Origin of the sequence: Streptomyces sp. NPDC097640 (assembly GCF_040302705.1) — a bacterium.
In the GTDB taxonomy this organism is placed as follows: Bacteria; Actinomycetota; Actinomycetes; order Streptomycetales; family Streptomycetaceae; genus Streptomyces.
The window spans coordinates 48,753-70,211 of sequence record NZ_JBEOSB010000031.1 but is presented as its reverse complement, the minus strand read 5'-3'; the positions used below and the strand labels follow the sequence as shown (position 1 = coordinate 70,211).

Here is a 21,459-nt window from a genome sequence, read left to right as displayed (position 1 = left end):
CGGCGAGGCTCAGGCGGCGATGTTGGTACGCCAGCCTTCCACCTCAGCCCAGATCATCATCTGCTCCGGCTTGCGCATCAGCAAGGTGTAGATCATGTCCGGGGTGAAGAATTCCGCAGGCGCGGGAACATGCAGCGGAGTCATGCTTGTGATGACGCTGCCGTTCTCTTGGATGGTCTCCGTGGTCGCTCCCGAGATTTCCACCTCGACATCTCCGCCGATGGCCCGGATGTAGGAGGACAGGTCGAAGATGTAGTGGACGATGTCGTGCAGCTCTTGGTCTGCTTCACCGGGGCCGGTGTCGGTGAGTTCGTCAATGCGGTTCAGGTCGAAGCCGTTGGCACCGGCCTCGAGATCGACGACGCGCTGCAACTCGACGCCCATGCGCTCAGCTACCTGCTCGCGGCTGGTCTGGGCACGTTCGCGGAGCTCGATGAGCCGGGCGCCACGTTCGTGGGCGGCCAGGCGCTCGGCTTCACGATGGATGCGCTCGCGGGCTGTGGTGTCGTCCGGATGGAACTCGTTGAGGAAGTCGTCGAAGTTGTCGTAGACACCGGACTCATAGATCATTTGCGGCCCTCCTGCTGCTCTTTCAAGTGGGGGCGGTCGGCGGTCGGATGCGGCTCCGGTCGACGAAGATCCTGGAGCCTATCCGGGCGATCTTGTCTGGTTGATTGTTAACGACCGAGAGAGCCGACAAAGCCGTCCAGCCGTGCGATGACGTGCCGTAGCACCTCGACGGATCCTGACGCGTCGTCCGGGAGCTCCAGGGAGTGATCTGCTGAGGGGACTTCCAGGACGTCGTGCCGTAGGGACTCGGCGATCCGTGAATCCCACAGCTTGTCGGCGGTCCCGCCGACGAGGAGCGTCGGGGCTTCGGCTCGCTGGAGAGAGCGGGCCACATGGTCGAAGGTCAAAAGAGGAGTGAGCCAGGCTGCCGCGATGTTCTGGTCGGCCGCAATGCCGCAGGCGAGGGTGGCCAGGGACTTGCCGACGAGGAGGTGGCAGGCTCCTGCCTCGGCGTCGATGGCCTGGGTGACCTGTCCCTCCACCCACGCGATCCGGTCGTCCTCGGTGAACTGGGAGAAGTCGTCGGGGACCCGCCACCACAGCTCCTGGACGGTCCAGCCGTGCTGGAGGAGCACGCTGCGGGCGAAGTGCAGCAGCGGCCTGGCGGGCGTGTAACCGACGCCTGGAATGACGAGTGCCACGCGGTCGGGGGCGCCGTCGAAGCGGGTGGGGACGGCGAAAGGGGAGGCGTCAGGCATGGTCGCAGGCTACTCGCCGGCCGATCATGTGGCTTCTGTCCTGCCGGACCGCTGATGGACCGCTGAGCGGTGCAAGAGACGCGACACGCATCGCTCACCGCACCCGGGGCGCGACACCCAGCCGCGCGATCAGCAGCGCGACGCACCGCTCGGCGAGATCGCCGGGCTCGGCCGGTCCGGGCGGCTCGGGCCCGGCCCAGGTGGGGCCGTCTCCGGGAGCGGGGAGGCCGACGCAGACCGGGCCACCTGGGCCGGGGGCGCCGACCAGCACGCAGGGCCGCCCCAGCCCGCGCAGCAGCGGCAGCCGGGTGTCGTGCGGGCGAGTGCCGACGATGATGAAGCCGTCCGCCATGGCGCTGTCCGCCACCCGGCGCAGCCCCTCCTCGCCCTCCTCCTGGGTGAGCAGCAGGACGTCGTGGTCGTGGCGGCGGGCGGCGGTGACGACGCGGGCCGCGAACCGCATCGCGCCCGTGATGTCGCCGCCCTCGCCCAGCGGGGTCACCAGGGCCAGCACCCGGGTGCGGCTGCTGGCCAGGGCGCGCGCACCGGCGTGCGGACGGTAGCCGAGCGCGCGGATGCTGGCGTGGATCCGCCGCCGGGTGGCCTCGGAGATCGGCCGCTTGCCGCTCAGGGCGTAGCTGACGGTGCTGGGCGAGACCCCGGCGTGCCTGGCCACATCCGTGATCCTGACCATGGAGTTCTCTCCTCGGCGGGGTTCACTTGACGGCGCCCACGGCGATGCCGCGGGCCAGCGTCCGCTGGAAGATCAGGAAGAACAGGATCGCGGGCGCGATCCCGAGCAGGGCGGCCGCGTTGGTCATGGTGGCGTCCATCAGTCGCTGGCCCTGGAGGACGCCGAGCGCCACCGACACCGTCTGGTTGTCGTTGGAGATCAGCATGACCAGGGGCAGCAGGAACTCGTTCCAGGTCCAGATGAAGAAGAAGACCAGCAGCACCCCGATCGTGGGCCGGCTGACCGGCACCACCACCCGCCACAGCACCTGCCACTTGTTCGCGCCGTCGATCCTGGCCGCCTCGATGACCTCCTTGGGGAAGGCGCCGAGGACGGAGGAGAGCAGATAGGTGCCGAACGCGGACTGGATGACGGTGAAGACCAGGATGACGCTGAGCCGGGTGTCGTACAGGCCCACCTCCTTCAGCAGGTAGTAGATCGGGTAGACCAGCGCCTCCTGCGGGAGCATGTTCGCCAGCACGAAGAAGGCCAGCACCCAGGGGCGGCCCTTGATCCGGCCGATGCCGATCGCGTACGCGTTGAGCACCGACAGCACCGCCGCGAGCACCGCCACCGAGCCGGAGATCACCACGGAGTTGACCAGCTTCTGGCCGAAGTCCACCCGCTCCCAGAAGTCCTTCAGCCCGTCGAGATACAGCCCGTCGGGCAGGCTGAGCGGCCCGCCCGCGGAGTACTCGGCGGGCGACTTGACCGCGTTGAGCGCGACGACGGCGAACGGCGCCACCATGAAGAGGGCCGCCACGACCAGCGCGGCCAGTACCGGGTATCGCGTGACGGCCTTCACCGGTCCTGGTCCTCCGCCCGGGTCTGGAGGCGCAGCGCCACGAGGGCCAGCGCCAGGATGAGTACGGTCAGGACGGTCGACACCGCGGAGCCGTAGCCGACCTGCGTCTTCTCGAAGAAGTTCTGGAAGGAGAAGTACGAGGGCACATTGGTGGCCCCGCCGGGTCCGCCCTTGGTCAGCACATAGACGGCGCCGAAGACCTTGAGCGCGGCGATGGTGCACCACAGCAGCACCACGTAGATCTCCGGGCGGATCTGCGGCAGCGTCACATGCCACAGCCGCCGCCACCAGGACGCCCCGTCCAGCTCGGCGGCCTCGTGCAGGGCCGGGTCCACGCGCTGCATCCCGGCCATGAAGACCACCAGCGGGAAGCCGAGCTGGACCCACACCATCACCCCCATCACGCTGTAGAGCGCGACGTCCGGGTCGCCCAGCCAGTCCTGTCGGAGGGAGCCCAGGCCGACCGCGTTCAGCAGCTCGTTCAGCGCGCCGTCGTCGGGGGCCAGGATCCAGCTCCACACGACGCCGGCCACCGCGATCGGCAGCACCTGCGGCAGATAGAAGCAGGCGCGCAGCACGCTCGCGACGCGGGTGCCGACGTGCTTGGCGATGTAGTCGAAGAGCGCGGCGGCCAGGACCAGGCCGATGGCGGTGGGGATCACCGCCATCGCCAGGACCATCGCGAGGCTGTGCCGGAACGACTCCCAGAAGGCGGAGTCGTCCAGCAGCGTGCGGTAGTTGTCCAGCCCGGCCCAGGAGGGGGTGCCGACCCCCTGCCAGTGGGTGAAGCTCAGCCCCGTGGTCATCAGGAACGGGACGACGATGACGGCGAGGAAGGCCAGCGCGCCGGGGATCAGGAAGAGCGCGTACGGGTACTCGCGCGGTGGCCGTCGAGTGGGCTTTGCGGTCCCGGCCGTCCTCATGTCTTCGGTGCGCCCGACTCGTACGCCGTCTTCAGCGCGTCCAGATAGTCGTCGGGATCCGTGCTGTCGGTGATCAGCTTCTGCGTCTCGGAGACGAGGGTGTCGTAGAACCCGGGGACCGGCCAGTCCGGGTAGAAGGCGAGCCCGTCGTTCTTGGCGAGCTTGTCGAAGTTCTGGATCAGGCTCTTGGACTGCGGGTCGGTGATCGCCGACGGGTCGGCGGCTATGGGGACCGCGCCCTTGTTGCCGAGCACGTTCTGGATGCCCTTCTTCATCGTGATGTCGATGAAGTCGTACGCGAGCTTCTTGTTCTTGGCGCCCTTGGGGACCACCCACAGATTGCCGCCCGAGCCGAGCGTCAGCTTGGAGCCGGGCCACAGGAAGGTGCCCCACTGGTGCTTGATCTCCGACTTGAAGCGGCCGAACCACCAGCTTCCGGAGAAGAACATCGGGTACTTGCCCGAGATGAACGCCGTGCCGGCGTCCTCGGCCTTGGCGCCGCTGGAGCTCTTGGCGATATAGCCCTTCTTCACCCAGTCGGCGAAGGTCTCGGCGCCGTAGGTCCACGCCGCGTCGTGGAAGTCGGGCTTGGCCTGGTAGAGCTCGTACGCGTCCACCCAGGAGCGGTCCGCCTTGCTCAGCGCCAGCTGATAGACGTACTGGTGGGCCGGGTATTCGGCGCCCGCGTTCGCGAGCGGGGTGACGCCCTGGGAGGTGAAGGTGTCCAGGGCGGCGGTGAACTCCTCGAAGGTGGTCGGGACCTTCACCTTGTACTTGTCGAACAGGTCCTTGTTGTAGAAGACCATCGTGTACTCGGCGAAGTTGGGCACCCCGTACCACTTGCCGGAGCCCATCACGCCCTGCGCGTCGTACCGGCTGGTGGTCTGCACCCCGGCGCTGAGCGGCTTGTCCCAGCCGCGCTTGGTGACCTCGGGCGTGAGGTCGGTGAGCAGCCCCTGCTTGGAGAGCAGCCCGGCCGTGGCGTTGCCCTTGTTGTACTCCATGACGTCCGGGGCGTCGTTGGAGTTGAGCACCATCGAGGCCGTCTTCTGGATCTGTTCGAAGCCCTTCTCCTCGAACTTCACCGTGACGCCCGGATGGCTCTTCTTGAACTCCTCGATCGCCTGCTGCCAGGCCACGCCCATCGCCCCGTTGGGGGCCTCGTAGTGCCAGAGCTTGAGCGTCTTGCCGTCGCCGCCCCCGCTGTCCGAGCCACCGCACCCGGTGAGCGCCGCGGCCCCCACCAGCGCGGCGGCCAGGAGGGCCGCCGTCCGTTTCTGTGCCTTCTTCTGTGCCTTCTTCCGTGCCTTCAACATCCGCTGCCTCTGGGAGGGTTGGAGGGGTCCGCACGATCGTCGAAGCGCTTCGATGGAGGAAGGTAGGTGGGGCTCTACGGGTACGTCAATGGCGTTGACAAAATGACTAGGCGTATCCCGGCTGCCGTCGGCGGCATGGACCGCCGGCGCGGCGATGGCAGGGCCGTGCGCGGGACGAGGCTCACGCTGTGGCTGCGCGGGCCTCATTCATCACGGTCAGGATTTCGTCCATGGCGGCCCGCCAGGCGGGATCGTCCTTACCGAGGGTATGCGCGGCGCGCCCGGCATCGCGCCGGCGGGCGGCCAGATCGGGGCGGCGCTCGACTTCGACTTCGGCCGCCCAGATGGTCAGCCATTGGCGGATGGGACCAAGGTCGTCGTGCTCGGCGGCCAGGGCGAATGCCTCGTTCTTCTGCTGCTCCATCTCACCCAGGCGATGGGGCGCGACGCGGGCGAGGGCGATGCGCAGGGCTTCCGGGGTGCGTTCCGGCCGGGGGACGAGGGCGCCCACGCTGTCCTCAGAGATTGACGCGGTTGATGTAGACCCGCTTGCGATGGGGGATCACCTGGTACCAGACGAGCAGCGTCCCCACGCTGTACGTGCGGAGACGGTGCGCGTCGGGGGTCTCGTCGAGGCGGCCATCAGGGCCGAGTCCGTGCGCTGCGAGATCGGCGAGGGCGCTGCCGATCACCTCGACCGCCTCCCGGTCCACGTCCTTCATGCCACCGACGACCCAGTCCGCGGCTGGGTTGTACTCCCAAGCCCAGCCGTTGGTGTCTTCGATCCCCTCGCCTCGTGTGTTCACGGGCTGATTCCAGCCTCGGCGGATGCCTCGTTGAGGATGCGGGCAACGGTCCGTTGAGCCGCTCGGAACTCCGCTTCGGTGGCCTGCGGGTCGCCCGTGACCTGTTCGGCCTCGCGCATCGCGCGTGCCCGGTCGGGGTGGCGCTCGATGGCGACGACAGTCGCCCACTTCTCCAGGAAGAGCCGCATCGGGGTGGTCGACGCGGCCTGCACGGCGCGGTCGAACGCCTCGCCCAGTTCGCGGTCGAACTCGGCGATGCGGCTGAGGTCGAGGCGTTTGACCGCTTCCCGCAAGGCGTCTCTCGTCATTGTCGGCTGAGGGAGGACGGGACCGTGCACGTGTTCCGGCTGTGTGCTCATGAGCGTCCTCCCGGGTTGAGCGGCATCCGTAGGAACCGTACCTGGGGTCGGGGCCCCGTATGCAATGCGAACACACGCGCGAGCCGTCAGTCCGCCTCCGGCGACCGCCGCAGCGCCCCCGTGCCGCTCGCCGCCGCGAGCAGGGCCAGTGCCGCGGCGGTCGCGGGGGCCGTGTAGCCCGCGGCCGGGCCCAGGTGGTCCACGGTCCAGCCGCCCGCCGCCGCGCCCGCCGAGATGCCGACGAGGAGGCCGGTGTACGCGGTCGTCATGCCCTCGTTGAGGCGGGCGGACGGGGTCAGCCGGTGGACGAGGGTCATGCCGCTGATCATTGTCGGCGCGGTTGCCATGCCCGCGACGAACAGCAGCGGCGCCAGGGACGCCGGACCGGCCGCCGCCAGCAGGGGGAGGACGGCCACGGCCATGGCCGCCACGCCCGCCAGGAAGCGGGCCGCCGCCGACCCGCGGACCGGCAGCGCGCCGAAGACCAGGCCCGCCGCGCAGGACCCGGCCGCCTGGAGCGCCAGGAGCGCGCTGCTCGCCGGGCCGTGGCCGTACGAGTCCACGGCCGCGACCGTCGCGACCTCCATCGACCCGAAGACCGCGCCGGTCGCCAGGAAGGTGACGACCACCACCCGCAGCCCCGGCGAGCGCAGCGGCGATCCGCCCGCGGAGTCCGTACGCGGCTGCGGCGGCGGCTCGGTGCGGCGCTGCGCCGCGAACAGCAGGGTGCCGGTCACGAGCAGCACCGCCGCCGTCGCCAGCCCCGCCTCCGGGAACACCGCCGTGCACAGCACCATCGCCAGCGCGGGGCCGGCCATGAAGCACACCTCGTCGACGACCTGCTCGAAGGAGTTGGCGGTGTGCCGGGCGGCCGGGTCGTCGCGGTGGACGGACGCCCAGCGGGCGCGCGTCATCGAGCCGAGGCTCGGCACGCCGGAGGAGCCCGCCGCGCAGAGGAACAGCGCCCAGGCCGGGGCCCCGTGGTGGACGCACAGCAGCGTGGCCGTGGCGCCCAGCGCGAAGACGGCGACCGCCGGGACCGCGACCCGCGCCTGTCCGTGGCGGTCCACCAGCCGGCCCAGCAGCGGCCCGGTCACGGCCGTCACCGCGATGCCGGTGGCCGAGACCGCGCCGGCCAGGGCGTACGAGTCGCGCACGGTGGCGATCATGACCACCATGCTGACCCCCAGCATCGTCCCCGCCAGCCGTCCCACCAGCGCGGCGAGCGTGAACGCGGCCGCCCCGGGGGTGGCAAACAGCCGCCGGTAGGGGGAGAGGAACGACCGGCGGGGCGGGTGGGGCTCAGGGCCGCGATCATCAGTTATTTGTTGTGCGTTTGCGTAGGGCGTGCCGCCCGTCGCGCGGGGCGTCGCAGCGGGGGCGGTGTCCGGCGTGCGCGCCGTGCCGCTCCGCGTACGCCGGACGGTCGGCACAACCGGCCTGGAGGCGAGGAAGAGGATCACCCCTTTACGGTCGCGGGCGGACCCGCGGCCGGTCCAACACCTGATACGCGGCCATTCACGCACCTGTGTTGTGAAACGCGCGTGCTGTTGAATGCACGCGTGCCCAAGGACATCGAGCCCCGTCTGCTGCGCGCCTTCACCGCCGTCGCCGACGAGCTGCACTTCACCCGCGCCGCCGCCCGGCTGTACGTCGCCCAGCAGGCGCTCAGCCGCGACATCCGGCGCCTGGAGCGGGAGCTGGGCGCCGAGCTGTTCGTACGGACGACCCGGCAGGTGGCGCTGACCGCCGAGGGTACGCGGCTGCTGCCGTACGCGCGGCGGGTGTTGGCGGCGCAGGAGGAGCTGGCCGCCGCGTTCGGGGGCGGCGGGGCGGGAGCGGGACGGCCGCTGGTCGTCGACGTCGGCGCGCCGGTGTCCACCGGGAGCGAGGTGCTGGCCGAGGCGCGTGGCCGGATATCGCCGGAGGTGGAGCTGGTGGCGCGCTTCCACAGCGGGCTGACCGGGGCCGCCGCCGAACTGCTCGCGGGGCGCCTGGACGTGTCGTTCGGGCGCGTCGGCGGGCTCGACCCGGCGGTGCTCGCGCGCTTGGACCACCAGCTGATCCGCTACGAGCGGATGGCCGTGGTGCTGCGCGAGGAGCACCCCCTCGCCCGGCTCCCCGAGGTCCCGCTGGACGCGCTCGCGGGGGAGACGCTGTACGCGGCCGCGGGCAACGCGGCCACCGCGGAGTGGACGGATCTGGCCATGCAACTGTTCGCGGGGCGCGGCATCGTGATGGCCGAGCCGTTTCCGGAGATCGAGGGCGTCGAGGAGTTCACCCGGGTGGTGGCCAAGCGGCGCTGGTCGGTGCTGGCGAGCACGGTGTTCATCGCCATGCCCGGCGCCGTGCTGCGGCCGCTGACCGGCCCCGTGCCGCTGTCGCCCGTCTCCATGGTCTGGCGGCGCGGACTGCGCCACCCGGGGCTCGACGCCCTGCGCGCGGCCGCGGCGACGCTCGGGGCGGCGGGGGAGGCCGGGGAGGCCGGGGGGTGGCTCGACGCCCCGCCCGGCAGCTGGCTGCCCGGCCCGGAGGCCGCCGAGGCGGCCCAAGCGGCGGCCCAGGCGGCCCAGCCCTCCCGGTGACCGGGGGCCGGGGGCCGGTGACCGGGGGCCGTTGTGGCAACCCTCACCACGCCCCCCGCTCCCGGGTGAGAGCAAGGTTTCTTCCGCGTCACCTGCCGCCACAGCGCGGAAATCCGTACTTCCTACCGTCGTCAGGCAGCGAAACCGCGCACCAGTGGCGACACCCGAGCGAGATCTGTGGAGGCGTGATGACTGCCCCGAACACCACCGCCGCACGCAAAGGGGGCCGCTGGATAGAACAGTGGGACCCGGAGGACGAGACCTTCTGGAAGGAGAAGGGCGAGAAGATCGCCACCCGGAATCTCTGGTTCTCCATCCTCTCCGAGCACATCGGCTTCTCCATCTGGAGCCTGTGGTCGGTGATGGTCCTCTTCATGGGGCCGGAGTACGGCGTGGACCCGGCCGGGAAGTTCTTCCTGGTCGCGATGCCCACCCTGGTCGGCGGAATCCTGCGCGTCCCCTACACCTTCGCCGTCGCCCGCTTCGGCGGCCGCAACTGGACGATCGTCAGCGCCGTGCTGCTGCTGGTGCCGGCCATCACCGCCGCCATGGTGATGAAGCCCGGCACCTCGTACACCACCTTCATGGTCGTCGCGGCGCTCACCGGGGTCGGCGGCGGTAACTTCGCGTCCTCCATGACGAACATCAACTCCTTCTACCCGCTGCGGAAGAAGGGCTGGGCGCTCGGCCTCAACGCGGGCGGCGGCAATATCGGCGTGCCCGTCATCCAGCTGATCGGCCTGCTGGTCATCGGCACGGCCGGGGCGGCCCACCCGCGCGTGGTGCTCGGCGTCTATATCCCGCTGATCGTGGTCGCGGCGGTGCTCGCGGCGGTGTTCATGGACAACCTGGCGCCGGTGAGGAACGACGGCGGGGCCGCCAAGGAGGCGGCGCGGGACGCGCACACCTGGATCATGTCGTTCCTGTACATCGGCACCTTCGGGTCGTTCATCGGCTACAGCTTCGCCTTCGGCCTCGTCCTCCAGAACCAGTTCGACCGCACCCCGCTCCAGGCCGCCTCGCTCACCTTCATCGGCCCGCTGCTCGGCTCCCTCATCCGCCCCATCGGCGGCCGTCTCGCCGACACCTACGGCGGCGCGCGGATCACGCTGTGGAACTTCGCCGCCATGTCCGCCGCGGCCGTGGTGGTCGTCTACGCGTCCGCGGAGAAGTCCCTGGGCGTCTTCCTGGTCGGCTTCATCGCCCTGTTCGTGCTCAGCGGGCTCGGCAACGGCTCCACGTACAAGATGATCCCCGGCATCTTCCAGGCCAAGGCGGTCGCGCGGGGGCTCACGGGCGAGGAGGCCGCGGCGTACGGGCGGCGGCTGTCGGGCGCCGCGATGGGGCTGATCGGCGCGGTCGGCGCGCTCGGCGGGCTCGGCATCAACCTGGCCTTCCGGGAGTCCTTCCTGAACGCGCACACCGGGACCCCGGCCTTCGTCTCCTTCCTCGTCTTCTACGCCCTGTGCGCCGCCGTCACCTGGGCCGTATACCTCCGCGGGGCCCGCCCGGCGGCACGGCCGACCGCGGCGGAGGCGCAGGAGCCGCAGGAGCCGCAGAGCGCGCGGCAGCCCGCCTACGCGGACGTCTGACCCCGGTCGTCAGGCAGGATTGGTTTCAGCTTCGGTTGGACGGACGGGGAGCGTACGGCACGGGGCGCGCGTTCCCCGTCCGTACGCCCCGTTACACCCGGGAAACCTCCGCGAACCGCGACCGTCACTCGCCGGCCACAGGATGGCCGTCGAGATGAGGCCGCGGAGGGCGCCCATACGACAGCGGATCGGGACGAGAACCATGCACCGAGACCACAGCGCCGCGACCGGCCCCGCCCCAGGGCCCGCGGCGATCAGCCCTGCCGCAGAGCCCACGGCGAGCGAACCCGCCGCGGCCCCCCGTGCCACCGGGTCCGCGGACATCGGGCCGCTCGCCGGGTTCACCGTCGGGGTCACCGCCGCCCGCCGCGCGGATGAGCTCGGCGCGCTGCTGCGGCGGCGCGGCGCGGCCGTCATGCACGCGCCCGCGCTGCGCATCGTGCCGCTCGCGGACGACGCGGAGCTGCTCACCGCCACCAAGCAACTGCTCGACCAGGCCCCCGACATGGTGATCGCCACCACCGCCATCGGCTTCCGGGGCTGGGTCGAGGCCGCCGACGGCTGGGGCCTCGGGGACGCCCTGCTGGGCCGGCTGCGGGGCGCCCGGCTGCTGGCCCGCGGCCCCAAGGTGCGCGGCGCGATCCGGGCCGCCGGGCTCACCGAGGAGTGGTCCCCGGCGTCCGAGTCGCTGGCCGAGGTGCTCGACCGGCTTCTGGAGGAGGGGGTCGACGGCAGCCGCGTCGCCGTCCAGCTGCACGGCGAGCCGCTGCCCGGCTTCATCGAGTCGCTGCGCGCGGCGGGCGCTGAGGTGGTCGGCGTGCCGGTGTACCGGTGGATGCCGCCCGAGGACATCGGCCCCGTCGACCGCCTCCTCGACGCGACCGTGGCCCGCGCCCTGGACGCCGTGACCTTCACCAGCGCCCCCGCCGCCGCGAGCCTGCTGGACCGGGCCGAGCGGCGCGGCATGCGCGAGGAGTTGCTGGACGCGCTGCGCCACGATGTGCTGCCCGCGTGTGTCGGGCCGGTCACCGCGCTGCCCCTGGAGGCCCATGACGTGCCCACCAGCCAGCCCGAGCGCTTCCGCCTCGGCCCGCTCGTCCAGCTCCTCACCCGCGAACTGCCGGGCCGGGTCAGGCCGCTGCCGGTCGCCGGGCGCCGTCTGGAGATCCGCGGCCACGCGGTCCTGGTCGACGGCGAGCTGCGGAGCGTCCCCCCGGCGGGCATGGCCCTGCTGCGCGCCCTGGCCCGCCGCCCCGGCTGGGTCGTCGCCCGCGCCGACCTGCTGCGCACCCTGCCGGGCGCGGGGCGCGACGAGCACGCGGTCGAGACGGCGATGGCCCGGCTGCGCACGGCCCTCGGCACCCCGAAGCTCATCCAGACGGTCGTCAAGCGCGGCTACCGGCTGGCCCTCGACCCCTCGGCGGACACCAAGTACGCCGACGTCTGACCGCCCGCCGGGCCCCCGCCGGAACTCGCGGCCTTTACCACGCCTCGGGCCGGAAGCTCCGGTCTTGCTCAAGAGCGGGACCGGTCCGCGGGTCCCTCGGCACAATGACCGCATGCATGGAGCCGATCACACACCGCCAACCGAGGTGAGGCTGGCGGTGGACGGAGACGGGGCCGACGACGAGCTGCGGTCGCTGTACGACTGGCTCGGCCACGAGGACGAGCTGCGCGGCCGCCTGGAGCTGCGCCCCCGCCCCCTGGCCGAGGGCGAGATGGGCGGGGTGCTGGACGTGCTGGCCGTGACGCTCGGGGCCGGCGGCATCGGCGGGTTGATCTCGTCCGTGTCCACCTGGCCGGGCCTGCGCCGGAGCGACGTCACGGTCACCGTCACCGCGGCCGACGGGCGCGACGTCACCATCGACGTACGAGGGGCCGCCGACCCGCTGGCCGTCATCCGGGAAGCCGAGCGCCTGACCGCGCCGCCGCGGGAGTGACGGCCGCGTGACCGGGACCTGGTTCGCCGACGCCGCCTCCAGCCGGGTGGTGCTCCTCGGCTCGGGCGAGTACGACAAACTCGATGACCTCCCCGCCGTCCGCAACAACCTGACGGACCTGCGGCACGCCATCACCGAGTCCGAGCACGGACTGCTCGTCGGGCGGCCCGACGAGCACTGCGCGGTGCTGGGCCCGGGCGGCGAGCCGGCCACCCGGGAGGCCATCGGCGCGGCGCTCTCCCGAGCCGGCCGCGAGGCCACCGAGCTGCTGCTGGTCTACTAATCCGGCCATGGGCTCGTCGACGACGACGGCATGCTGCACCTGGCGCTCGAACACACCGATCCGAAGCGGCTCGGCTTCACCGCCGTGCCGCTGGATGTGATCATGCGTGATCTCGCCAGAGCGCGGGCGCGGGCCCGGGTGCTGATCCTGGACTGCTGCTTCTCCGGGCGGGCGATCGGCGTGATGGCACCGCCGGGTGGCCTGCTGTCCGGTCAGCTGCCCGCGAGCGGCACCTACGTCCTGACCTCCACGGGCGCGACCAAGACGTCCCATGTGCCCCGCGGGTCCCGGCACAGCGCCTTCACCGGCGCCCTGTTGGGCGCGCTCGGCGAGGCGGAGCCGCTGAATCTGGACCAGATCTACGAACGTGTGCGGGGCGAGCTCTGCGGTCGCGGGCTGCCCAGCCCCGAGCGCCGTACCACGGGCGGCGCCGGAGGGCTCGCCCTGGCGCGCGGACCCATCCGGGTGGGCACGGACCCGGCCAGGGCGCTCCGGTGGTGGCACCGCCCGTCGCTCCCGTGGAAGGCGGCGGTCGCGACGGGGGCCGTGGTCACCGTGGCCACCGCGGGGGTGGCGGTCGCCGGGGCCCTGCCCTGGCAGCACCCGCGGGACGAACGGACCACGGAGGGCGAACGGACCCCGACCCCATCGGCCACCACCGGCCACGGCCCCGGCACGCGTCCGACGAGCACGGCCTCCGGGGCGAGTCCGTCCAGCCGCCCGCCCCGGCCCACCACAGAGGAGTTGAAGGTCGAGCTGTTCAAGTCGAACCGGACCTCCGACGGCACCGTCACCATCGATCTGAAGGGCGCGGTGGGTGCCGTCGACCGCGGCAAGGTCAGTGAGGTGTTCGGCGGTGGGGAAGGCCAGACCGGCGGGGGTGGCGGCGTCAGGGCCGGCGACACCAATGGAGGCACCGCCAATGGGTTCGTCAACGTCGCCGTCGACGCCCTGGGGCGGACGTGCAGCGCCCACGGGCTGGCCCTGGGGGGAGTCGACCTTGGTGACCGGTCCCGGCCACAAGTGGGCCAAAATCACGGTGGTTCACGTCGAGAACGCGACATCGGACGGCTCCAAGGACATCACCGCGACGTTCCGGATCTCCCAGGGGCGGGGCGAAACCCCTCAGGGCAACAAGACGTGCGCGTGAGGCCGCCGACAGGCGCGGCCGTGGGGGTTCCGGGCCCGGGCCGGGGCGGGCACTCTGGGAGTGCGTGATTTCCGCTGTCCGCGCGCGATCCGCGCGAACCGCACGACCGCGCGCAGCCCCCCACCGAGGCGCCACGAGCGCCTCAGCCCGAAGGAGTGACAGGAACATGGCGTCGGCGTCGCCCTATGACCTGCGGTTCGACTCCGGGCGGCTGTGTCTTGACCTGGTGGCCACCGTCGGCGGGCGGCTGAGCGAGGCGCCGGTCGAGCGGCTGGACGGGGTGGAGCGGCTCAGGGCGTGGCTCGTCGGCGCGGGCCTGGTGCCCCGCGGCACCGCCCTCGAGACCGTCGACGGCGGCTGGCTCATCCGCTTCCGCGCCGCGCGCGACCTGCTCCACCGCATCGTGCACACCGAGGTCGAGGGCCGCGCCGCGGGCCCCGACCTGGAGCGGGTGAACGCGCTGGCCTCCACCGCCCCGCCCGCCGTGCGAGCCGTACGCGGCGCCGACGGCACCCTCGTCCGCAGGCTCGCCGCCGCGCCCGACTGCGGCGCGCTGCTGGCCCAAGTGGCGCGGGACGCAGTGGAATTACTCACAGATCCGGTGGCGCGCGGGCAGCTGCGGCAGTGCGAGGGGGAGACCTGCTCGCTGGTGTACCTCGACACCTCGCGCGGGCGCCGCCGGCGCTGGTGCTCCAGCGAGGTCTGCGGCAACCGCGAGCGCGTGGCCCGGCACCGCCGACGGGTCACCCGGGCCTGACGGGCGCACGCCGGAGCGCCCGGCCGGATACCGTCAGAACGCCGCCTGACGCGGTGTCATCGCAGCTCACAGTACCGTTAGTTGAGGGGTGCCGAACGCTGTATAGCGCAATTGCGCGTACATCACAGCAAATTTGTTGAACATGGAAGTGTTACCCACCGTACCCCCTCGACCGCGCGGTGGGGATTACGCAAGGATGCTCCCGTGACCGAGAGGACGACACCGGACGACGCGCTCATGCGCGCGCTCTATGAAGAGCACGCGGGCCCGCTTCTCGCCTTTGTCCTCCGCCTTGTCGGGGGCGACCGGCACCGGGCGGAGGACGTGGTCCAGGAGACGCTCCTGCGGGCCTGGCGCAACGCCGACCAACTGCGGAGCACCGGCGGCTCGCTGCGCCCCTGGCTGGTGACCGTGGCCCGGCGCATCGTCATCGACGGTCACCGCGGCCGCCGCGCCCGCCCCCAGGAAGTCGACGCCGCCCCCCTGCACGCCGTGCCCGCCGCCGACGAGATCGACCGGGCGCTGCGCATGATGACCATCTCCGACGCCCTCGCCGACCTCACCGATGCGCATAGAGAGGCATTGGTCGAGACATACTTCAAGGGGCGTACGGTGAACGAGGCGGCCGAGGTGCTGCGCGTACCGCCGGGGACGGTCAGGTCCCGGGTGTTCTACGCGCTGCGCGCCCTGCGGCTCTCGCTTGAGGAACGGGGGGTTACGGCATGATGCCGGCAGCGGAGGACCAGCAGCACACCGCCGTCGGCGCTTACGCCCTCGGCGTACTCGACGCGGCGGACGCGGCGCGCTTCGAGGAGCACCTGCTGGGCTGCGACCGATGCGCCGCCGAGCTCGACCAGCTGATGGGCATCCCGCCGCTGCTGGCCGAGTTCGCCACCTCCTCCGACGGCCGTACGGTTCTGGACCCCGCCACCATCACCGCCCGCCCCGGGCCCGAGCTCCTCGGCAAGCTGATGGACGACGTCAGCACCAGCCGCCGCGGGGGCCGCAGGCGCCGGCTGTTCCTGGTGGCCGCGGCCGCCGCGCTGATCATCGCCGGCCCGTTCGCCGGGGCCGCGCTGACCTCGGACGACGGCGGCGACGGCGGCAAGCCCCAGGTGGTGGCCGCCGCCCCCGCGAAGGCGGCGTTCGACCAGGGCCAAAAGTCCGTCGCGGTCGACCCCACCACCAAGGTCGACGCCACCGTCTCGCTCCAGGCCAAGGGCTGGGGCACCTCGGTGGCGCTCAAGCTCGGCAATGTGAAGGGCCCGAAGGCCTGCGACCTGGTCGCCGTCGGCAAGGACGGCCACGAGGAGACCATCACCACCTGGGCGGTGCCCAGCACCGGCTACGGCATCAAGGACGGCGACGCCTCGCGCTGGAGCAAGGAGCCGCTCTACGCCCTGGGCGGCGCGGCCATGAACCCCGACCAGATCGACCGCTTCGAGGTCCGCACCCTGGACGGCGACCGCCTGGCGGTGGTGAAGCTCTGAGTGGCCGGCGAGGCCGCTCGGCCACGGCCCGGAGCGCCCCCCTGGTGTACGGTTGACGGCTGCCCTACGCACACAGAAGGGGGCTTGGGTGGCCGCGCACAACGCCACGCACGCGAGCCGGAAGGCGAGACCGGACAGACCCGGCGGACCCGGGAAACCGGCCGCCGGGAAAGCCGCCGGGAAACGGGACGGCGCCGGGGACGGGACCCGCGAGCGGGAGATCCGCACCGAACAGGTGCATCTGGACCGCGTGTACCGGCGCCTCGAGGAGAAGATCCACGAGGCGGAGTTCCTGATGAACGACGCCGCCAAGCGCGGCCAGGTCGGCACGCCCGGCGCGCTCGCCGAGCGGGACGCCCAGGTCTTCCGCGCCGGGGTGCACCTCAACCGGCTCAACAGCGAGTTCGAGGACTTCCTCTTCGGCCGTATCGACCTGCTGCTCGGCAAGGACGGGGAGCGCGGCCCGGACGGCGCGTACACCTCCGTCGAGCCCGCCGACGACGCGATCCTCCCCGGCGAGGACGGCGAGGACGGCGGCGGCCGCGCGGAGATCGCCGAGACGCTGCACATCGGCCGCATCGGCGTGCTGGACGCCGACTACGCCCCCCTGGTCATCGACTGGCGCGCGCCCGCCGCCGCGCCTTTCTACCGCTCCACCCCCGTCGCCCCCGGCCGGGTCGTGCGCCGCCGCGTCATCCGCAGCAAGGGGCGCCGGGTGCTCGGCGTCGAGGACGACCTGCTGCGCCCCGAGCTGACCGCGACCCTGGACGGCGCGGAGCTGCCGGTCGTCGGCGACGGCGCGCTGATGGCCGCGCTCGGCCAGGCCCGCGGCCACACCATGCGCGACATCGTGGCCTCCATCCAGGCCGAGCAGGACCTGGTGATCCGCGCCCCCGCCGCCTCCGTCACCGAGGTGGAGGGCGGCCCCGGCACCGGCAAGACCGCGGTCGCGCTGCACCGCGCCGCGTATCTGCTCTACCAGGACCGGCGGCGGTACGCGGGCGGGATCCTGGTCGTCAGCCCCACCCCGCTGCTGGTCGCCTACACCGAGGGCGTGCTGCCCTCGCTCGGCGAGGAGGGGCAGGTGGCGATCCGCGCGGTCGGGTCGCTGGTGGACGGCGCCGAGGCCACCACGTACGACGAGCCGGCCGTGGCCCGCGTCAAGGGCTCCTCGCGGATGACCCGGGTGCTGCGCAAGGCCGCGCGCGGCGCCCTGGAGCTGCCCGCGGGCCCCGGCCGGGCGGCCGGGCAGGCGGCCGGGCCGCCGGAGCGGCTGCGCGTCGTGGCGTTCGGCGCCCGCCTCGAGCTGGACGCCGACGAACTGCGCCGGATCCGGGAGTCCGCGCTGGGCGGCACCGCCCCCGTCAACCTCCTGCGCCCGCGCGCCCGCCGGCTGCTGCTGGACGCGCTGTGGACCAAGTCAGGCGGCGCCCGCCGCTACACCGACCCCGAGCTGGCCGCCGAGGCGCGCGAGGGCTTCGACGAGGACATCTCCACCGAGGACGACTTCCTCGGCTTCCTGGCCGCCTGGTGGCCCGAGCTCACCCCGCGCGCCGTGCTGGCCGCGATGGCCGACGAGAAGCGGCTGGCCCGCTGGTCCCGGCGGGTGCTCGGCCAGCGCGAGGTACGCCAGCTGGCCCGCTCGCTGAACCGGCTGGGCGCGGACGGCCAGGGCCCGCTGTCGGTGCACGACGTGGCGCTGCTGGACGAGCTGCACACCGTCCTGGGCGCTCCGGCCCGGCCCGCCAGGCCCCGCGAGGCCGACCCGCTGGACCAGCTGACCGGTCTTGAGGAGCTGACCACCTACGCCGACCGGACCTCGTCGCGCCGCAGCCGCGCGGACCGCGCCGAGCAAGAGCGCGCCGACTACGCCCATGTGATCGTCGACGAGGCGCAGGACCTGACCCCGATGCAGTGGCGCATGATCGGGCGGCGCGGCCGCCACGCCACCTGGACGGTGGTCGGGGACCCGGCGCAGAGCTCCTGGTCGGACCCGGACGAGGCGGCCGAGGCCCGCGCCGAGGCGCTGGGCAGCCGCCCGCGCCGCCGCTTCACGCTGACCGTGAACTACCGCAACCCTTCGGAGATCGCCGAGGTCGCCGCGAAGGTCCTCGCGCTCGCCATGCCCGGCGCCCGGGCGCCCGAGGCGGTCCGCTCCACGGGCCTGGTCCCGCGCTTCGCACCTATGGCTGACGGCGGGGACCTGGCCGCGCGCGTGCGCGAGGAGACGCGGCGCCTGCTGGACGAGGTGGACGGCACCGTCGGCGTGGTCGTCGCCATGCGGCGGCGGGCGGCGGCGCGCCGCTGGCTGGAGGGTCTCGGCGACCGCGCCGTGGCGCTGGGCAGCCTGGAGGCCAAGGGCCTGGAGTACGACGCGACGGTCGTGGTCTCGCCCGCGGAGATCGCCGACGAGTCCCCGGCCGGGCTGCGGGTGCTGTACGTGGCGCTGACGCGCGCCACGCAGCGGCTGACCGTGCTGTCGGGGGAGCGGGACGACCCGGACGAGCAGGGCGTCCCCGATCTGCTGAGGGACTGAGCCGAACGGGTGCCGCGCCTCCGGGGCGGAAACGACCCCGCGAAACAACCCGCGAAAACAACCCGTGGGGGAGGGAATCACTTCCCGGGATGGTTTGTTAGCCTTGCTGTTGGCACCGGCTCGATCCAAGCCCCCGGGCCCAACCTTCGTCGCTTCGAGCGACCACTTGCCGCGAGGCGAGCATGGCGGGTCGGTGCCACCTATACATCTACATCTCTGAAGAGGTCCGCGTCGGCGCTTGGGCGACGCGGACCTCTTCGTCGTCTTCATCGGGCTGAACAATATTTCCGAAACTCGAGCCCGGTTACGCGGTACCGGAAGGTAGGTGTAACCATCTGAAGACCACTGTCCGAGGGCGGGCCGGCGAACCATCACCGGTGCCCGGGACAACCTGGAACAAGGGAAAGCAGAGGAAGTCGGCCATGGCAACGGCGCCCAGCGTCTCGTACTCGATGACGGTCCGGCTGGAGGTCCCCGCGAGCGGCACTGCGGTCAGCCAGCTCACCACGGCCGTGGAGTCCTCCGGAGGCTCGGTCACCGGCCTCGACGTGACCGCTTCCGGCCACGAGAAGCTCCGGATCGACGTCACCATCGCCGCGACCTCCACCGCACACGCCGACGAGATCGTCGAGAAGCTGCGCGGCATCGAGGGCGTCTCGCTCGGCAAGGTCTCCGACCGTACGTTCCTGATGCACCTCGGCGGCAAGATCGAGATGTCGTCGAAGCACCCGATCCGCAACCGTGACGACCTGTCCATGGTCTACACCCCGGGTGTCGCCCGGGTCTGCCAGGCCATCGCCGAGAACCCCGAGGACGCCCGCCGCCTCACCATCAAACGCAACAGCGTCGCGGTGGTCACCGACGGCTCCGCGGTCCTGGGCCTGGGCAACATCGGTCCCAAGGCCGCCCTGCCCGTCATGGAGGGCAAGGCGGCCCTCTTCAAGCGCTTCGCGGGCATCGACGCCTGGCCGCTCTGCCTGGACACTCAGGACACCGACGCCATCGTCGAGATCGTCAAGGCCATCGCCCCCGGCTTCGCGGGCATCAACCTGGAGGACATCTCCGCCCCCCGCTGCTTCGAGATCGAGGCCCGGCTGCGCGAGGCCCTCGACATCCCCGTCTTCCACGACGACCAGCACGGCACCGCCATCGTGGTGCTCGCCGCGCTCACCAACGCGCTGCGCGTCGTCAACAAGAAGATCGGCGATGTGCGGGTGGTCATGTCCGGCGCGGGCGCGGCCGGCACCGCCATCCTCAAGCTGCTGATCGCCGCGGGCGTGCGCCACGCGGTGGTCGCGGACATCCACGGCGTCGTGCACGCCGGGCGCGAGGACCTGACCGGCGCGAACGGCAACTCCGACATGACCGCGCTGCGCTGGATCGCCGACAACACCAACCCCGAGGGCGTCACCGGCACCCTCAAGGAGGCCGTGCGCGGCGCCGACGTCTTCATCGGCGTCTCCGCCCCGAACGTCCTGTCGGGCGACGACGTGGCCGCCATGGCCGAGGACGCGATCGTCTTCGCGCTGGCCAACCCCGACCCCGAGGTCGACCCGGCGATCGCCCGCCAGACCGCCGCCGTGGTCGCCACCGGCCGCTCCGACTTCCCGAACCAGATCAACAACGTGCTGGTCTTCCCGGGCGTCTTCCGTGGCCTGCTGGACGCGCAGTCGCGTACCGTGAACGACGACATGATGCTGGCCGCGGCCCGGGCGCTCGCGGACGTCGTCCACGACGACGAGCTGAACGCCAACTACATCATCCCGAGCGTTTTCAACGACAAGGTGGCGGGCGCGGTCGCCGGCGCGGTGCGGGTCGCGGCCAAGGCTGTGACCGGTACCACGGGGGTCTAGGCCGGGCTCGGCGCGTCGTACGGCGCGTCGCGCGGCGTTCAGCCGATCGGGCCCCCATAGGGTGTCGGGCAGAAAACGGCCGCCACGGCGCTTTTCGCGCGACTCACCAGGGCACCGGATTGGCTTTCCCGCCACAGGTGGGGGCAGGATGCGTTCCGGGCGCGAGGGTCTGAACAGCAGACCCGGGTCCGGGGACTGTCCGAGGGCCCTGGCAGCATCGGCTTCGATCTCACGCCTAATGGCAAGATGAACACGGGAGTACAACATGAACCGCAGTGAGCTGGTGGCCGCTCTGTCGGAGCGCGCCGAGGTGACCCGAAAGGACGCCGACGCCGTTCTGTCCGCCCTCGCCGAGGTGGTCGGAGAGATCGTGGCCAAGGGCGACGAGAAGGTCACCATCCCCGGCTTCCTCACCTTCGAGCGCACCCACCGTGCCGCTCGCACCGCGCGCAACCCGCAGACCGGTGAGCCGATCGAGATCCCGGCCGGCTACAGCGTGAAGGTCTCCGCGGGCTCCAAGCTCAAGGAAGCCGCCAAGGGCAAGTAAGACCCCATACGAAGGGGCGGCCACCCAATCGGAGGGTGGCCGCCCTTTCGGCGTTCCTGCGGCCCCTGAAGCCGCTCCCCGGCCCCTTGGTCCCCGTCCGGGGCCTTGACGCCTGCGGCGGGCCCACGCGGCGGAGTTCTTCCCCACCCCGCCCCTTCCCGTAACCAGGGGCTTCGCCCCTGGACCCCTGGGGTCTGGGGCGGAGCCCCCACGCGGCGGAGCCGCACATGGACAGGGGCCGGGAAGGGGCGGGGTGGGGTAGAAGCCGCCGGAGGCCTCCTAGGAGGCGTCTTCGGCGCCGGGCAGCTCGACCTTGGCGCCCAGTTCCACGAGCTTGCTCATGCTGCGTCTACCCGGGGGATAACCCCCGGACCCCCAGCCGGGGGCGGCGACGGGGCTCAGGCGGTCTCTTCCGCGCCCGGCAGCTCGACCTTGGCGCCCAGTTCCACGAGCTTGCTCATGCTGCGTCTACCCGGGGGATAACCCCCGGACCCCCAGCCGGGGGCGGCGACGGGG

21 protein-coding genes and 1 pseudogene are annotated in these 21,459 nt (G+C 72.1%); 12 read left to right on the top strand and 10 right to left on the bottom strand.

From position 1 onward, the window contains the following. Positions 1 to 9 precede the first annotated feature (9 nt). The 10 genes and pseudogenes from ABTY62_RS37525 to ABTY62_RS37480 all read right to left on the bottom strand — a co-directional run bounded on the left by ABTY62_RS37525 (position 10) and on the right by ABTY62_RS37480 (position 7,673). A complete protein-coding gene (locus tag ABTY62_RS37525; RefSeq protein ID WP_352133868.1) occupies positions 10 to 570 on the bottom strand; it encodes a helix-turn-helix domain-containing protein in 561 nt (186 codons plus the stop codon). Between the two features lie 107 nt (positions 571 to 677). Then, positions 678 to 1,268, bottom strand: a complete 591-nt coding sequence (locus ABTY62_RS37520; protein WP_352133867.1) for an alpha/beta hydrolase — start codon at positions 1,266 to 1,268, stop codon at positions 678 to 680. A 223-nt stretch (positions 1,269 to 1,491) separates the two neighbouring features. Further along, positions 1,492 to 1,962: pseudogene (locus ABTY62_RS37515) on the bottom strand (LacI family DNA-binding transcriptional regulator); the annotation flags it as partial. 22 nt (positions 1,963 to 1,984) lie between these two features. Next, complete coding sequence (locus tag ABTY62_RS37510; RefSeq protein ID WP_311727476.1) at positions 1,985 to 2,749, bottom strand: carbohydrate ABC transporter permease; 765 nt, start codon at positions 2,747 to 2,749, stop codon at positions 1,985 to 1,987. Positions 2,750 to 2,802: 53 nt separating this feature from the next. Then, positions 2,803 to 3,729, bottom strand: a complete 927-nt coding sequence (locus ABTY62_RS37505) for a carbohydrate ABC transporter permease (RefSeq protein ID WP_352133866.1) — start codon at positions 3,727 to 3,729, stop codon at positions 2,803 to 2,805. Continuing rightward, positions 3,726 to 5,045, bottom strand: coding sequence for an ABC transporter substrate-binding protein (locus ABTY62_RS37500; protein WP_352133865.1), 1,320 nt, complete (start codon positions 5,043 to 5,045; stop codon positions 3,726 to 3,728). The genes ABTY62_RS37505 and ABTY62_RS37500 overlap by 4 nt, the downstream gene beginning before the upstream one ends. 181 nt (positions 5,046 to 5,226) lie before the next feature. Further along, positions 5,227 to 5,556: a hypothetical protein gene (locus ABTY62_RS37495; RefSeq protein WP_352133864.1), complete on the bottom strand. Its 330-nt coding sequence runs from the start codon at positions 5,554 to 5,556 to the stop codon at positions 5,227 to 5,229. 7 nt (positions 5,557 to 5,563) lie between these two features. Continuing rightward, positions 5,564 to 5,851, bottom strand: coding sequence for a hypothetical protein (locus tag ABTY62_RS37490; protein WP_352133863.1), 288 nt, complete (start codon positions 5,849 to 5,851; stop codon positions 5,564 to 5,566). Further along, a complete protein-coding gene (locus ABTY62_RS37485; protein ID WP_352133862.1) occupies positions 5,848 to 6,210 on the bottom strand; it encodes a DUF6247 family protein in 363 nt (120 codons plus the stop codon). The genes ABTY62_RS37490 and ABTY62_RS37485 overlap by 4 nt, the downstream gene beginning before the upstream one ends. Positions 6,211 to 6,296: 86 nt before the next feature. After that, a complete protein-coding gene (locus ABTY62_RS37480; RefSeq protein ID WP_352133861.1) occupies positions 6,297 to 7,673 on the bottom strand; it encodes an MFS transporter in 1,377 nt (458 codons plus the stop codon). A 99-nt stretch (positions 7,674 to 7,772) separates the two neighbouring features. Here ABTY62_RS37480 and ABTY62_RS37475 point away from each other — a divergent pair, with 99 nt between their 5' ends. From ABTY62_RS37475 to ABTY62_RS37420, 12 genes are all read left to right on the top strand, one after another. After that, the gene (locus ABTY62_RS37475; RefSeq protein WP_352133860.1) at positions 7,773 to 8,795 is read left to right on the top strand and encodes a LysR family transcriptional regulator; all 1,023 of its coding nucleotides are present in this window, start codon (positions 7,773 to 7,775) and stop codon (positions 8,793 to 8,795) included. Positions 8,796 to 8,983: 188 nt separating this feature from the next. Next, positions 8,984 to 10,387: a nitrate/nitrite transporter gene (locus ABTY62_RS37470; protein ID WP_352133859.1), complete on the top strand. Its 1,404-nt coding sequence runs from the start codon at positions 8,984 to 8,986 to the stop codon at positions 10,385 to 10,387. A 202-nt stretch (positions 10,388 to 10,589) separates the two neighbouring features. Beyond that, on the top strand, positions 10,590 to 11,834 hold the full coding sequence (locus tag ABTY62_RS37465) for a uroporphyrinogen-III synthase (protein ID WP_352133858.1): 1,245 nt from the start codon (positions 10,590 to 10,592) through the stop codon (positions 11,832 to 11,834). A 112-nt stretch (positions 11,835 to 11,946) separates the two neighbouring features. Beyond that, positions 11,947 to 12,327, top strand: coding sequence for an effector-associated constant component EACC1 (locus ABTY62_RS37460; protein WP_352133857.1), 381 nt, complete (start codon positions 11,947 to 11,949; stop codon positions 12,325 to 12,327). Positions 12,328 to 12,334: 7 nt separating this feature from the next. Continuing rightward, positions 12,335 to 12,610, top strand: coding sequence for a hypothetical protein (locus ABTY62_RS37455; protein WP_352133856.1), 276 nt, complete (start codon positions 12,335 to 12,337; stop codon positions 12,608 to 12,610). A gap of 30 nt (positions 12,611 to 12,640) precedes the next feature. Beyond that, positions 12,641 to 13,828: a hypothetical protein gene (locus tag ABTY62_RS37450; protein WP_352133855.1), complete on the top strand. Its 1,188-nt coding sequence runs from the start codon at positions 12,641 to 12,643 to the stop codon at positions 13,826 to 13,828. Positions 13,829 to 13,926: 98 nt separating this feature from the next. After that, complete coding sequence (locus ABTY62_RS37445; protein WP_352133854.1) at positions 13,927 to 14,517, top strand: CGNR zinc finger domain-containing protein; 591 nt, start codon at positions 13,927 to 13,929, stop codon at positions 14,515 to 14,517. 237 nt (positions 14,518 to 14,754) lie between these two features. Continuing rightward, positions 14,755 to 15,243, top strand: coding sequence for a sigma-70 family RNA polymerase sigma factor (locus tag ABTY62_RS37440; protein ID WP_385340430.1), 489 nt, complete (start codon positions 14,755 to 14,757; stop codon positions 15,241 to 15,243). After that, positions 15,240 to 16,007: a zf-HC2 domain-containing protein gene (locus ABTY62_RS37435; RefSeq protein ID WP_352133853.1), complete on the top strand. Its 768-nt coding sequence runs from the start codon at positions 15,240 to 15,242 to the stop codon at positions 16,005 to 16,007. Before ABTY62_RS37440 ends, ABTY62_RS37435 begins: the two co-directional genes overlap by 4 nt. Positions 16,008 to 16,095: 88 nt before the next feature. After that, a complete protein-coding gene (locus tag ABTY62_RS37430) occupies positions 16,096 to 18,543 on the top strand; it encodes a HelD family protein (protein WP_502997595.1) in 2,448 nt (815 codons plus the stop codon). A 422-nt stretch (positions 18,544 to 18,965) separates the two neighbouring features. Beyond that, complete coding sequence (locus ABTY62_RS37425) at positions 18,966 to 20,396, top strand: NAD-dependent malic enzyme (protein ID WP_352133852.1); 1,431 nt, start codon at positions 18,966 to 18,968, stop codon at positions 20,394 to 20,396. Positions 20,397 to 20,661: 265 nt separating this feature from the next. After that, positions 20,662 to 20,943: an HU family DNA-binding protein gene (locus ABTY62_RS37420; RefSeq protein ID WP_311727392.1), complete on the top strand. Its 282-nt coding sequence runs from the start codon at positions 20,662 to 20,664 to the stop codon at positions 20,941 to 20,943. Positions 20,944 to 21,459: the final 516 nt, after the last annotated feature.

Bases quoted from the DNA above. Each gene is read 5' to 3' on its own strand.
- ABTY62_RS37485 (WP_352133862.1), bottom strand. From the start codon at position 6,210: ATGAGCACACAGCCGGAACACGTGCACGGTCCCGTCCTCCCTCAGCCG.
- ABTY62_RS37520 (WP_352133867.1), bottom strand. From the start codon at position 1,268: ATGCCTGACGCCTCCCCTTTCGCCGTCCCCACCCGCTTCGACGGCGCC.
- ABTY62_RS37460 (WP_352133857.1), top strand. From the start codon at position 11,947: ATGCATGGAGCCGATCACACACCGCCAACCGAGGTGAGGCTGGCGGTG.
- ABTY62_RS37500 (WP_352133865.1), bottom strand. From the start codon at position 5,045: ATGTTGAAGGCACGGAAGAAGGCACAGAAGAAGGCACAGAAACGGACG.
- ABTY62_RS37470 (WP_352133859.1), top strand. From the start codon at position 8,984: ATGACTGCCCCGAACACCACCGCCGCACGCAAAGGGGGCCGCTGGATA.
- ABTY62_RS37420 (WP_311727392.1), top strand. From the start codon at position 20,662: ATGAACCGCAGTGAGCTGGTGGCCGCTCTGTCGGAGCGCGCCGAGGTG.
- ABTY62_RS37440 (WP_385340430.1), top strand. From the start codon at position 14,755: ATGCGCGCGCTCTATGAAGAGCACGCGGGCCCGCTTCTCGCCTTTGTC.
- ABTY62_RS37445 (WP_352133854.1), top strand. From the start codon at position 13,927: ATGGCGTCGGCGTCGCCCTATGACCTGCGGTTCGACTCCGGGCGGCTG.
- ABTY62_RS37435 (WP_352133853.1), top strand. From the start codon at position 15,240: ATGATGCCGGCAGCGGAGGACCAGCAGCACACCGCCGTCGGCGCTTAC.
- ABTY62_RS37510 (WP_311727476.1), bottom strand. From the start codon at position 2,749: ATGGTGGCGCCGTTCGCCGTCGTCGCGCTCAACGCGGTCAAGTCGCCC.
- ABTY62_RS37525 (WP_352133868.1), bottom strand. From the start codon at position 570: ATGATCTATGAGTCCGGTGTCTACGACAACTTCGACGACTTCCTCAAC.
- ABTY62_RS37505 (WP_352133866.1), bottom strand. From the start codon at position 3,729: ATGAGGACGGCCGGGACCGCAAAGCCCACTCGACGGCCACCGCGCGAG.
- ABTY62_RS37425 (WP_352133852.1), top strand. From the start codon at position 18,966: ATGGCAACGGCGCCCAGCGTCTCGTACTCGATGACGGTCCGGCTGGAG.
- ABTY62_RS37450 (WP_352133855.1), top strand. From the start codon at position 12,641: ATGCTGCACCTGGCGCTCGAACACACCGATCCGAAGCGGCTCGGCTTC.
- ABTY62_RS37465 (WP_352133858.1), top strand. From the start codon at position 10,590: ATGCACCGAGACCACAGCGCCGCGACCGGCCCCGCCCCAGGGCCCGCG.